The following is a 13,658-nucleotide window of genomic DNA, read 5'->3' as shown; positions in this document are numbered from 1 at the left end:
CGCGCGGTGACGCTGACCGCGCCGTCCGCCGCGACCAGCGAGGCGTCGATCTGCGCCGTGACCTCGTTGTTCAGGATGTTGTCGGAGCTCGAGAGCGCGAAGGAGACCGAGAGCCCGCCCGCGCCGACGCCGACGGCGCCCGCCACCGCGACCGAGACGGCATTGATCGCGTTCTGGCCATGGGCATCGACCAGCACGGCACCGGTGACGGCCAGGTCAGAGTCCTCCACCGTGGCGATGGCGCCGCCGGAAATGTCGTTCTCCGCCAGCGTCACCGAGGCCGCGAAGCTCGCCGCCAGGCTGCCTGCGGCGATGGCCAGGGAGGCGGCGACGACCACCGCCTCGATCTCCATCTCCGACTGCGCGTCGACGGTGATCGTGCCGTCCATCGCGCTCAGGTCGGCTTTGCGGACCGTCGATCCGTCGATCATCGCAGTGGTGGTGCCGCTGATCGCGTTCTCCGCCTCCGCGCCCGCGCCGCTGATCGCGATGCCCAGCGTCCCGGCCGCGACCGATACGGCGACGGCGACCGACACGGCGGTGATCTCCGCGCTGGCAGTCGCGTCGATATCGAGCCCCGCGCTGCCGAGCGGGTCGAAGAGCAGATCGGCCTCCGAGAGGCCCGCGGTCACGGCGGTGGAGACGTCATTGGAGATCACCGAGGCCGCGATCGAGATCGCCCCCGCGAGCGTGCCCGCGCTGACCGAGACCGAGGCGGCAACGGCGACCGCGGTAATCTCGCCGGCCTGCTCGGCCGAGAGCGTCACCGGCCCGCCCGCCAGGACCGGCGCCGTGGCGTCGCGGATCACTGCCTCGACCGTGCCGCCGATGGTGTTGCGCGCATCCGCGCCCGAGCCCGTGGCGCTCAGCGCGAGCGTGCCTCCCGCCGCGACGGCGACCGAGGCGGCGATGCCGACGGCCAGGATGTCGCTGGCCGACTGCGCATCGAGCGTGATCGCGCCCGCGGAGTCGAGCGCGGAGCCGTCCACCGCCGCCAGCACGTCATTGGCGACCTCGTTATCCACCAGCGAGACCGAGATCGCGGCGGCGAAGCTGCCGGTCGAGCCGGCCGCGATGCCGACCGAGGCGGCGATGACGATGGCGGTGATCCCGGCCTCGTCCAGCGCGGTGATCGAGGTGGCGCCGCCGGTGGTAACGCCGGAGCCGCCGAAGATCCCCGCGGTGATGTCGTTCTCGATGATGTTGTCGACATCCGCGCCCGATCCGGCGCCGCCGATGGAGAAACCGCTGCCCGCCGCGACCGAGGCCGAGAAGGCGATGCCGAGCGCGAAGATCGAGGCATTGGACTCCGCCGCCATGTCGAGCGGTCCGCCGAGCACGACCTCCGACCCCTCGATGACGGCCGAGGTGTGGTTGCGGATCGTGTTGGTGTTGACCGCCGCCGCGACCGAGACCGCGACCGAGACGGAACCGCCCGAGGAGATGCCGACCGACACGGCCAGCGTCACCGCGTCGATGGCGCTGTCGTCGGTGGCCGTCATGGTCAGCATGTCCGCCGTGACCAGCGCCGCGCCGGAGATGACGGCCGCGGTGTCGGTCGCGATCTCGTTCTGCGCATAGCTGACGCCGACGCCGATCGCCCCGCCCGGGCCGCTGCTGACCGAGACGCTGGCGCTGACGGTGATGATCACCGCGCCGATCTCGGAATTGCTGTCGGCGGTGATCGTCATGTCGCCGCCCGCCAGCACCGAGGCGTCCTCGATCCCGGCCTTCACGACATTGGCGTCGCGGGTGACGCCGTCATCCTCGCCGATCCGGTTCAGCGCGATGGTGGCGCCGATCGCCGCCGAGATGCTGCTGCCGCCCGAGGAGATGCCGATCGAGACCGAGCCCGCCACGCCGATGGCGGAGATGTCGGTGTCGCTGACCGCCAGGATGTCGGCCGCGCCGCCGGTATCGACCAGGGTCGCGACGCCGTCGAACGCGTCGGTGTCGCGCACCACCGCCTCGACCAGGTTGTCGACATTGTTGAGCGCGATGGCCCCGGCGACGCCCACCGCGCCGTTGAGCCCCGAGCCCTGCGAGAAGCCGACGCTGACCGCGAAGGTCACCGCCTCGATGGCGGCCGCATCCGCCGTCTCGGGCGCCCCGTCGGGATCGAAGGCGAAATCCGCCACGCCCGGGTTGAAGCTGAACCCGCCCTCTTCGCGCTTCAGCTGGTGGTTCGCGCCGATCGCCGCCAGGTCCTGGCCATTGGCGAAATCGACCAGCACGCCGCCGCCATCCTTCAGCTGGATCGTGCCCGCGGCGGCGTTGTAGTTGAAGACCGTGTAGGTCTCGCCGTCGGTCAGGCCGGAAATGCTGTCGCCGCCGCCATTGGAATAGACCACCTCCTCGCCATTGGCGAAGGGATCGTCCATGGCGCCCGCGAAGATCGTGTTGGCCGCCTTGTCGACCGTGGCGCGCTTCAGCTCATGCGCGCTGCCGAGGACCGACAGATCCTGGCCGTCGACGAAATCGACGATGTCGCCAAGCGAGTCCTCCAGCTGGATATAGCCGGTGACGGTCTTGCGCACGGTGTAGATGTCGCCATCCGCCAGCCCGGCGATGCTGGTGCCGCCGCCATTGGAATAGACCACCTGCTCGCCGTCGCGGAACGGGTCTTCGGGCGTGCCGACATAGATCGTGTCGTCTTCGAGATTGACCACCGTGCCGTCGGAGAGCGCGAATTCGCCCGCCTGGGGCAGCGCGGTCGCCTGCAGGATCAGCGCGCCGGGCGCCTCGACCGTGCTGTCGACGATCAGCGCCTGGGTGGCGTTCCCGACGTCGTTGCGGGTCAGCGACAGGCCGAGCCCCAGCCCGAGACCCGAGCTGCCGCCCGCCGAGATCGAGAAGGCCACCGCGCCCGACAGCGCCGAGATATGCGCGCCGTCCTCGGCATCGACCGAGACATTGCCGTCGAAGAGCTCCACCGCGGCGTCCTCGATCACGGCCAGCGTGGTGTTCTCTATGTCGTTGAAGGAGAAGGACCCTGCGAGCCCGACCGCCAGGTTGCTGCCCGATCCGGCCGAGACTGCGCCGGCCAGGCCGACGGTCAGCGCGTCGATATCGGTCTGGGACCCGGCGAAGATCTCCAGATCGCCGCTGCCCGTCATGTCGAGCGTGCCGCCGCGGATCCCGGCCGAGGTGGTGGAGGCGACCTCGTTCACCGCGACCGCCGCGCCCATGGCCCCCGCGCCGGAATCCAGCGAGATCGCCAGCGCCGCGCCGCCGGCATCGGCATTGATCCGCGACAGGTCCTCGGCACTGAAGGTCACTGCGCCGCCGATGGTCAGCGCCGCGCCCTCCGAGGTTGCCGTCGCCACCGAGGTCATCAGGTTGACCGTCACCGCGCCCGCGCCGCTGATCGCGTAGCCGTCGGTGGAGACGCCCGCCGCGCCCGCGAAGGCCAGCGCGTCCGACTCCGCCGCATTCACCGCCGTCACCGACAGGCTATCGGCAGACAGACTCCCTCCGTCGATCATCGAAACGACCGAATTCTCGATCACCGTCACCGCAACGGAGACGCCCACGGCCACGGAGTCACTGCTCTGCCCGGCGGCGATCGACACGGCCACGCCGCCCGAATCCGCCCCGATCGCGGAATTGTCCGCGGCCTCCAGCCGGACATCCCCGCCCGCTGTCGTGGCCGCGTCCGCGAGTACCGCTCGCACATCGGTGGTGATCGTGTTGCCCACGCCCGAGCCCGCACCGACGAAGGCGGTGGAGCTGGAGCTGCTCGACTCGCCCGAGGCCGCCGTCGAGTTCTGGGTGCCGCCCGCCCCGCGCGCGCCGCCGCCCGAGCCGCCCTCCTGCGAGGTCAGCACGCCGCCGTAATCCGTGGCGGACCCGCCGCCGCCGCCATCGCCGCCGCCGCCGCCCGAGCCGGTCGAGACGCCCGCCGCCACGCCGATCGCCAGCGCGTCGACTTGCGTCGCCGCCGTGGCATCCAGGTCGATATCGCCCGCCACGTTGATGACATGGCCGCCCTCGGCCTCGGCATGGACGGTGCGGTGCACCACCTCGACCGAGACCGCGCCGCCGATGGCAGACCCGTCGCCCACATTGGCCGCGATGCCGCCGACGACCGCCTCGACCTCGGTCATGTCGGCCGCGCGCAGCAGCAGCCCCTGCGCCGGATCGGCGCCCGTGTTGTCCGCGTTGATGTCCACGCCCTGGGCCATGTAGCCCCGCGTCTTGCCCTTGTGGACGCCGACCGCCACCGACAGCCCGACGCCGATGCTGCCGAGCGACGCCGAGGCGCCGATCGCCAGATGGTCGTGCTGGGCCACCGAGGTGGCGGAGACCATGACGCCCTTGCGCGCCTCCGTCCCCTGCTCCAGCGTGCCGCCATTGTCCGCGTAGTCGCCGTCATTGACGTCGAGCGCCGCCCCGAGCCCCAGCGCGGTCACCGAGACATCCTCGCCGAGGAAGGCCAGCGTGTCGTCGAGATCGACCACCACCACGACCGACGCGCCGATGCTGGCATCGTTGAGCGACAGCGCCCCCGATCCCGCCCGCGCATCCATCCGCGTCGCGCTGTCGGCCTGGACCAGCAGGCTGCCGCCGACATCGACCGTGGCGCTGCCCGCGGCCGGGCTCTCCTCTTCGGAGAGGATCGCGCTATCCTCGCCGATATGGGCCAGCGTGTCGGTGACGAGCACATGCACCACCAGCCCGCCGGCCGCCGCCGTGCTGTCGCCCGCGCCGATATTGATGACGAGGCTGGTCATGTCCTCGGACGCGGCGGCATCGACGATCACTGAGCCCGAGGCGGCGATGGCAGTCGGCGCCAGCGCGTCCCCGGAGGCCAGGATCCGCGCCTGGGTGGATTTCAGCAGCACCGTGACATCGAGCCCGACGCCGATCCCCTTGCCGTCGAGCGAGCCTGCCAGCGCGCCGCCGTAATTGGCGACAGTGGTCGCATCCGCGGCCGTGACCGAGACATCGCCGCCCAGGGCGTCGACCGTGGCGCCGCGGCCGATCTCGGCCAGGGTTTCCGACTGCAGCACATTGACGATGCCGGAGCCCGCGCCCGCATCCCCGCCCGAGGAGATGCCCGCGCCGATCACCAGCGCGGTGACCTCCGCGCCGGTCTCGCTGTCGATATCCGCGCCGAGCTCCGGCAGGATGATCTCCAGCGTCTTCAGTTCGGACTCCGCCGCCACCGCGACGCCGCCCGCAGCGTCGATATCCGTCCCGTCGCCGATCCGCGCGATGGCGGAGGTGTCGGTGATGTTGACGCCCACCGCCGCGCCGACGCTCTTCGAGCCGGAGCCCGAGGTGACCGAGGCCGCCGCCCCGCCGCCCAGCGTCTGGATGCCGAAGACATGTCGCGCCCCGACCGAGACGTCGCCCGAAATCGCCTCTGCCGTGGCGCCGTCGCCGATCTCGGCCGTCGCATGGGACAGGACCACATTGACCGCCGCTGCGCCCGCGACCGAGGTCGTGTCGCCGCCGCCGGTCTGGGTGGAGCCCGCGCCCGCCAGCGCGGTCGCGCGGAAGGCGGACATCGCGTCGCCCTCGCCAGTTCCGGCCGTCACCGCGACCGAGCCGCCGGTCACTTGCGCCCCGGCGCCGATCCGCGCGGTCGTCTCCATCACGGCGACATTGACCGCGACGCCGGCACCGACATTGTCCGAACCGTCGCTGCTGTCGCCCTCGCTGGAAGCTTCGGTCAGCGCCAGGCCGATCGCCTGGGTGTCCAGATCCGCCGCGCCGGTCGCCGCGACCGTCACCGCGCCCGCGGCATCGAGCGCGACCCCGTCGGCGATTTCCGCCGAGGCGGTGCTGACCGTGACCGTCGCGCCGATCGCCGCCGCCACGCGCACCGTGGCGCCGCTGGTCTGGGTGGAGGATTGCTGCGCCGAGCCCTCCTGCCCGCCCGGATTGGCGGTCTCTTCGCCCGCCGTGGCATTGCCCTCGCCGACCCGCTGGCCCGGCTGCGGATCCGCCAGCGGCGTGCCCGACTGCTGCTGGGCATAGTCGCGCTGCGATCCGGATTCCTCGTCCGCGGTATTGCCGCCCTCCGAGGACTGCTTCGCCCCGGTCGCCGAGGCCGTCGCCACGGTCTTGGCCGTGACCTGCAGCGCGGCGCCGATATCGGCATCGCCGGCCGTGGCGGGAAGCCCCGCCGAGACATCCCGCGACAGCGTCGCCGTGGCCGCGTCATTGTGCCAGCCGAAGGCGACGGCGATGCCGACCCCGGTCTTGCCGCCCTTGGTATCCGCATCGCCGAGCGTCAGCGCGGCCTGCGCGGCCTCTGCCGTCACCGCGAGATCGCCATCGACATCGAGCGTGCCGCCATCGCCGGCCTCGATCGCCGCCCGGGTCTCGTTCAGCGTCACCGCCAGCGCCACCGCGCCGCCGATATTGGTGCCGCCGGATTCGGACACCGCCCCGGCCTTGGCCACGGTCACCGTGGCATGCTCGCCCTCGGCCGTGACCGCCAGATCCCCTGCCCCCGCGACGGAGGCGCCGCCTGCGACCGTGGCCAGCGCATCGCGGTCGATCACGTTCAGCGCAACCGACAGGCCGAGCCCGAGGCTCTTGCCGCTGGTATCCGCGTTGGGCAGCGCCCGGGCCAGCGCGTAGCTGCCCGTCGCGGCGCCCACCGCCGAGGCGCCCGTGCCGCTGACGGTAATCGCCGCGTCCTCGCCCAGCGTCGCGGCACTGTCCTCGAAGGCGAAATTCAGCGCCACGGACCCCGCCGCGCCGACATCGCCGCCGCCCGCGCCCGAGCGCGCCACCGCGCCTGCCGCATGGGCGGAGGATTTCAGCACATGGCCCTCGCCGGTCCCGGCCGAGCTCAGCGCGACCGCCTCGCCCGCCATCGCCTCCTCGCGGCTCGCGGCCAGCGCCAGCCGCCCGTCGCCATCGGCGATGACATAGTAGGTCCCGCCGTCATCCAGCCCGCCGACCGCGGTCTCGCCCGGATCGCCCTTGGAATAGGTGACCTCCTGGCCGGTCAGCAGCGGGCCGCTTTCGGCGAAGACCACCTCGAAGCGGGACTCGTCGGGATCGAAGGTGACATCCTCCTTGTCCGTCCGCTCCAGCACATGGGCGTCGCCGACCGACCCCAGATCCTGATCGTCGCCGAAATCGACAATGTCGCTGCCGTCCTTCAGCTGGATCAGCCCGGTCTCGCCCAGCACCACCGTATAGGTCTGGCCGTCGACCAGCCCCTCGATATCGGTGCCGCCGCCATTGCGGTAGGTGACCTCCTCGCCGTCTTCGAACGCGTCCTCCGGCGCGCCCGCAAAGATCGTGTCCGCCTCCTGGTCGAGCGTCTTGAATTCGGTCACCTCGAAGCTGGTCCCGCGCTCCTTCCGGCCGGCCAGCACGCTGGCGCCGTCGCCCGTCACCGCCGCGCGGTCGAGCGTCGCGAGATTGGAGAGGGTCGAGACATTGATCGACAGCGCCGCGCCCACCGCCGTGCCGTCGTCGAAGGTCACGGCCGAGCCGTCGGCAAAGGCATTCGCCGCGGCATTGGCCGCAGTCTCCACCCGGACCGCGCCGCCCGCCTCGATCAGCAGATCGGGATTGGCCTCGACCGCTGCCAGCGTGGCGACAACCTCCGTCGTCGCGATATTGACCGAGATCGCCGCGGCGACCGAGACATTGCCCGAGCTGTCCGACGAGGTCGAGGCCTCGGGCGTCTCCGCCGCGCCATCGGTGCCGGTGCGGCCCGAACGGTCATTGGCCTCGCCGACGCGCTGCCCGGTCTGGCTCTGGGCATTCTCCTCCTCGCCCTCGCCGGTCCCGGCCTCGCCCTCGCTCTTGGCCCCGGCCGAGGAGGCGCGCGCATCCGTCCGGCTGAGCGTCAGCCCGCTTGCCAGCACCGCAACGGCGCCGCCCGCCACGATGTCGCGCGCAAGGACGGCGCCGACCGTGTCGAAGACCACGTTGACGCCGATCGCGACGCCCACGCCGATGCTCTCGCCCTTGGCCGCGCCCTTGGCGAGCGTGATGACCGACGACTCGAGCTCCGCCTCCACGCTCAGGTCGCCCGCGATCTCGAGCGCCGCCAGCCCGAAGGGAATCCGGGCATGGACATCGTTCTCGGCCACCACGACGGCCACCACCGGCGCCACCGCCGTGCCGCCCTCGGTGCCGCCTTCGACCGTGGTCTCCATCTCGTGGGCGGACCGGGCCGCAACCGTCACGTCCCCCGCACCCGGCACGCCGGTGCTGCCGATGGCGGCGCCGCCGAGGATCTCGGCGATCGTGTCCATATCGGCGTAGTGCACCGCGATCGAGGCGCCGACGCCCACCGTGTCGCCCTCTTCGGAGCCCTCCCCGGCCTCCTGTTCGGCGGTGGACTCGGCCTTGCTTTCGATCTGCGACACCGCGCGGATCTCGACCGCGCCGATATCCGTGTCGCCATCCGCCGTGCCGTCGCGCGAGGCGACCGTGGCGTCGTCCGACAGCCAGGCGCGGGTCTCCACCCGGGGCAGGCTGAGCACGAAGGACCCGGCGATCGACAGATCCCCGCCCGAGGCGCCGGAGGTCGCGCTGGCCCCGAAGTCATGCGTGCCGTCGCCGTCCTGTTCGAACATGCCGGCCGTGACGGCCACGCCGTCGCCGGTGACATCCGCCTCGCCCAGCGAGGCGAGGATCGTGCCCGTGCCGAAATTCAGCGCCACCGCGGCGCCGACGCTGGTGCCCGCACCGGTCGCGGCAGTGCCGTCCGCCCCGGCCGCCGCATCCATGTTGCCAAGCGCCGAGACCGCGACTGCGCCCTGGGCGTCCACCGTGGCGCCGCCATCGATCGTCGCCGTGACATCGAGCCTGCTGACATTGACCGCAAGCGCCGCCGCGACGGTCATCGTGCCGTCGGAGCTGGCCGCGTCGTCGGGCGCCTCGTCGCTGCCGGTGCCCTCGCCGCCGCGGGCCGCGGCCTCGCTATTGGCATGGCCCGCCTGGCGGTCGGCCTGCTCGTCGACGCTCTCGCCCGCGGCCGCCTCGCCATCGCCCTCCGCCTCGTCCGAGCCGGTGGCCGAGGCCGCGGCCAGCGTGTGGCTGGCGCCCGCGCCCTCGGCGATCACCGAGACCCCACCGCCCGCCGTCACGTCGCGGGTCAGCGCGGCGGAGACATCGTCCTCCGCCCAGGTGAAGCCGATCCCGAGACCGACCGCGGCATCCGTGCCCTTGGCATCGCCTTTCGAGACGGTCGCCGTCTCCGCCACATGGGCGGCATGGATCTGCAGATCGCCACCGATCTCCAGCCCGGCGGACCCCGCCCCCGCGGCGCTGGCCGAGGTGTCGTTATTGGCCACCGAAATGGCCACGACCGGCGCCACCGCGGTGCCGCCCTCGGCGCCGCCCTCGGCCTCCGTCCGCATGCCGTAGGCGCCATCGGCCGCAATCGCCAAGTCGTCGACCGCCTGCGCCGGATCCGCCGAGAGTCCGGCCGCCGGATCGAGGCTTGCCGACGTGTCGTGATTGGCCAGCGTCAGCGCGAAGCTCGCCCCGACGCCGACATTCCCGGCCGCCTCCTGCTTCGCCCCGGCCTTCGAGGCGGCAAAGGCCGCCGTCCCGGCCCGGATCTCCACGGCGCCCTTCCCGGCCTCGCCATCCGAGCTGCCCTCCACCGCGCCGAGGGTGCTGCCCGCCGAGACCAGCGCGTCGGTATCGGCGTTATGCGCGTTGATCGCCAGCGCGCCCGCGACGCCGATATCGCCCTCCGACGCGCCGGAGGTCGCATCCGCCGCCGAGCGGCCCACCGCATCGACCAGCATGCCGCCGCCGGTCCCGGTGATGGTGACCGCCGTGCCCTCCGCGGCCTTCTCGAGGCTCTCGGCCAGCGCCAGGCTGCCCTCCTCGCCGACAATAGCGTAATAGACCGTGCCGTCCGCCAGCCCGCCGATCGCGCTGCCGCCGTCTTCGTAGCGCAGCGCGTCGCCTGTGCGCAGCCGCCCGGCATCCTCCGAGGCCAAGGCGAAATGCTCCCCCTCGCTGTCGAAGCTGACCGCATCCTCGCCGGCCTTCTCCAGCATGTGGGCATTGCCCGCCGGCGTCCCGGTCAGGTCGATCGCCGTGCCGTCATTGGCGTCGCTCTCGCTGGCGGCAAGCTGGATCAGCCCGTCCTCCTTGACGATCACCCAGACCGTGCCCTCGAGCGAGGCGCTGGCCCCGTCCTCGATCGCCGTGCCGCCGCCCGCGGAATAGGTCACCTCGTCGCCGGTGGCAAATTTCGCCGCATCCTCGCCGAGGAAGATCGTGTCGGCGTCGAGATCGACGATGTCCAGCGTCTCGACCGAGAGATCGAGCGTCTTCTCCGCCATCCCCGCCTCGACCAGCACGCCGTCGCCGGTGACATCCGCGCCATTGGTCCGCGCCAGCGTCCGCACATTCGAGGAGTTCACCGCCGCCGCGGCGCCGATCGTCGCGCTCTGGCCCTGCGCGGCCGAGCCGTCCGCCGCGGCGCGGCTGTCCACATTCGACAGCGCGCGGATCGAGGCCTGCCCGTCCGCCGCGACCGTGACGCCGGCGCCGGTCTCGGCCAGCACCTCGGCCGACTGGACATTCACCGTGATCGCCGCGGCGACGGACATCGAGCCGTCGGAGGTATTCGCGTCGGGCGTCGCGGTCTCGGCAGACTGCTGGCCGGTGCGGTTCCCCGCCTGGTCATTGCCGAAGCCGAGCTGCTGGTTCGACTGCTGGTCGACCGCATCGTCATCCTGGGTCGCGCCGGGATCGGTATCCTCCTCGGCCGCGCCCGAGGCCGCGGCCGTCGCCGAGGAGCGCGTGCGCATCAGCCCCTTGGCCGCCATCGCCACCGCCCCGCCCGAGGCGGTCATGTCGCGCAGGAGCTGCACCGTCGCGCTCTGCTCGTCGATGCTCATCGCGAAGGAGGCGCCGAAGGCCGTGCTGCCGCCCTCGGCATCGCCCTCGGCTTCGGTATCCGAAGAGGCGTCATGCAGCGCCTCCATCGACAGCCCGCCGCCGAGCGCCAGCGCGCTGCCGGTGCCGATCCGCGCGGCGGTGTCGGAGAAGAGGAAGGTGATCGCCACGACCGGCGTCACCACGGTGGCGGACTCCGAGCCCTCCGCCGCCTTGGCGCCGCCGACCGCGCGGGTCAGCGTCCCGGAGGTCGCGGAAGCCGTCAGGGTCAGGTCGCCGCCATTGGCGACCGCCGCGCCGTCGCCAATGGCGGCCAGGGTCTGGTGGTCGATGATCGCCAGCGCGACCGAGGCGCCGACGCCGAGGCTCTCGGCCGTGGCCCCGTCCTCGTCGGGCTGGGCGGTAGTCAGGGTCCTGACCGCCGAGCTGGCGGTGATCGACAGGCTGCCGCCCGACAGATCCAGCACCGCGCCCGAGGCAACGGCGGCCGAGACCTCGGTCTCGACCACATGGATCGCCAGCGAGCCCGCGATGCCGGTCTTCGAGGAATCGCCGACGCCCGAGGTCGCGGTGATCGCGAAGGTGGAATCCGCGTCCATCCCGGCCGAGAGGATCGTGCCCCCCGCCGCGTCGATGGTGGTCATGCCGAGGATCGAGGCGGTGCTGCGCGCGCCGACGATCCCCACGGCCACGGCCATGCCGACCCCGGTGCTGCCCGCGCCCGTGTTGGTCGCATCCGCCGTCGTGGCGACGCTGTCGGTCGACATCGACTGGATCAGGAAGGCGCCGCCCGCAGTCACGGACGAGCTGTCGAGCATGGCTTCGGTCTCGGGCCGGTAGTCCGAGACGCTGACCGTCGCGGCGAAGGAGACCGAGCCCTCGGCGGTCGAGGCGTCGTTGTCGGCGAGCTGCTGCTCGGAGCGGCGGTCGGTGCTGTCGCCCTGGCCGCTATCCTCCGCGCCCCCGGCCGTCGAGGTCGCCGCGGTGGTGACCGAGGAGACCAGCGTTGCCGACAGGGTGACATCTCCGCCCGCATCCAGCACCGCGCTGCCGTCGATCCCGGCGCGCGTCGCGGCGTTCACCTCTGTGAAGGCCAGCGCCGCACCCGCATCGCCGCCGGAGCCGTCGGCCGTCGCATTGACCGACAGGTCGGTGGAAGCCGTCAGGCTGACCGCGCCGCCGGTGGCCATCGAGCCGCCCGACATCATGGCCGCTGCGCCCGATCCGAGCCCGAAGAGGCTGCCCGCGATCAGGCCGGAAATCGCGGCATCCGTCTGGGAATCCTCGCTGCCGGTGGCGGAATCGACGAAGGCCACGTCGACATCGACCGAGGCCGCGCCGGAGATGCTGGCCCCCGACAGATCCGCCCCGTCAAGCAGGATCTCGGCGCTCGGCAGCACGCCGACCAGGTTGGCCGCGATCACGCCGCCGAATTCCGAGCGGTCGATCGCCATGTTCTGCACCGAGGCGCTGGCGGTCATCGCCAGGTTGCCCGTTGCGGAGATCGTGCCGCTGACCGCGATCCGCGCCTCGGGCACAGCGACATAGAGCCCGTCGAACACCCCGCCGAGCGTGCCGGAGTCGAGCAGCGCGCCGTCATCCTCGTCCGCGGCCGCCAGGGTGACATCGCCCTCCGCGTCGATCGTGCCCGGAACCTCGATCAGCTCTGCATTGATCGTCATGCTGCCCGCGGCCAGCTCGCCCGTGACCAGCACCTCGTCCTTGCCGTCCTGGCCGTTGACGATCAGCTCCGCCGTGCCGAGGTCGGTGTCGAGGATGGTCAGCACGTCCTTCGAAAAGAAGGGCAGGCCGCTGTCGCCGCCGAGATTGATCGTCAGCGACTCGCCCGGGGTCAGGAAGGTGACCGACTCGAAGGTCGGCACGTCCGAGACCGAGCGCAGGATATGAACCCCGCCGCCCAGCGACTCGAGCTGGGCGCGGTCGTCGATATCCGTGCCAAGATAGCCCGCATCGCTGTCGCCCGGGGCATGGGGCGGCGTGCCGAGATTGGTGTTGATCACCCGGTCGGCCACCGCCATCGCGTCGGTGATCGGCTCCAGCCCGGCATAGGCCAGGCTCTGCCCGTCGCGGGTGACCGTGCCGGAATGCGCGTCCTCGGCCGCGTAGGTCACCGACGAGAACGTGCCGCCGTCGAAGATCATCGAGTCGAAGCCGCGCTCGCCGCCGTCGAGCCCGCCGGTCAGGCCGCCCTGGGGCGCGACGGTGAAAGTGTCCTCGTTGTCGGCGGCGCCCTCGAGATGCTCGACGGAGGCGAAGCGCAGGCCCCGCACCGTGCCGGCATCCTGCCCGTCGATCCGCCAGGCGGTGTCCCCGGCCGGCCCTGCCAGGGTGTCGGCGCCCGCGCCGCCGTCGAACAGGATCGCCACGCCCGCCGGGAAATCGCCCGCGACATTCAGAGTCAGCCGGTCGTTCCCCCCGGTCCCCTGGATCGTCAGCTCGGTGACATCCGACAGCGCCTTCTCGTCGACCAGCTCGCCGGTCTCGTCGTCATAGACCCGGAAGGCCAGCGCCAGCGCGTCGTATTCCAGCGTGTAGCTGGCCCCGTCGTCCTGCAGGTCGGACATCGGCACCAGATCGGCGGAGAGCAGGTAGCGCGGCTCCATTGCCTCCACCCGGATCGCCGAGACGCTGACCGGCAGGCGCCGCTGCTGGATCGCGCGGAAGCGGGAGAGGAAGCGGTGGCGCGTCTCGCCGGAGAACCACCGCGGCGGTTCCGCCGGGCGGCCGCCTGCGGCGGGCTCCACCTTGGTTGCGCCGATTCTGAACGAGCTTGGAGCAAACGGGAACGCCAT

General features: G+C 72.0%; 1 protein-coding gene (cut by a window edge). It reads right to left on the bottom strand.

Annotated elements, in window-relative coordinates:
* Positions 1–13,658, bottom strand: the 5' end (the start) of a protein-coding gene (locus tag FGX59_RS37550) for an LEPR-XLL domain-containing protein (protein WP_171060613.1). Its footprint begins 24,787 nt before the window's first position; the window shows 13,658 of its 38,445 coding nt (coding positions 1–13,658); it begins with the start codon at positions 13,656–13,658; its stop codon lies beyond the left edge, outside the window.

It is taken from the genome of Poseidonocella sp. HB161398, assembly GCF_005870025.1.
Classification (GTDB): Bacteria; Pseudomonadota; Alphaproteobacteria; order Rhodobacterales; family Rhodobacteraceae; genus Mangrovicoccus.
The sequence above is the reverse complement of the archived record's forward strand: the minus strand, read 5'-3'. Positions and strand labels throughout refer to the sequence as shown.